This window comes from Succinatimonas hippei YIT 12066, from assembly GCF_000188195.1.
GTDB lineage: Bacteria > Pseudomonadota > Gammaproteobacteria > Enterobacterales > Succinivibrionaceae > Succinatimonas > Succinatimonas hippei.
Window position 1 is genome coordinate 1 of the sequence record NZ_GL831068.1, and the last position, 457, is coordinate 457.

Sequence of the window (457 nt, forward strand, 5' to 3'; positions counted from 1 at the left end):
CTTTTAAAAACGGATATTCTTCTTTTAATTTTTTAAAGCGTAATTAAATGCGTATTGATTGAGTTTAGGTCTTACACATAGAGCTTTGGCTTCCTCAAAACTTAATGCTTCTCCTCAACACAGCCTTGATTCAATCTCTTCTGAATAATCTTGATATTGCTCCTTTTCCTCAAAAAGCAAGGCGCATTATTTCCGGCATTGCTAAACCCGTTATTCTCTGTAAAAACCATGACAAAATAACGAGAATAATTACAGATAACAATCTGTTATTAAAGATTTTTTAAAACTTACATAATCAACGACGCAGATAATAGCTTTACCGTACAGATTATTCATGAACTCAAAAGTATCTTTGTAGTCTTTTGTCTGCAATTTAATTCAAAGATTATTGACTTTGACGGTGAAGATGACCGTGTTCATCCTGTGATTCTCTACCTGCCGCAGCCGGCCGGCTCTA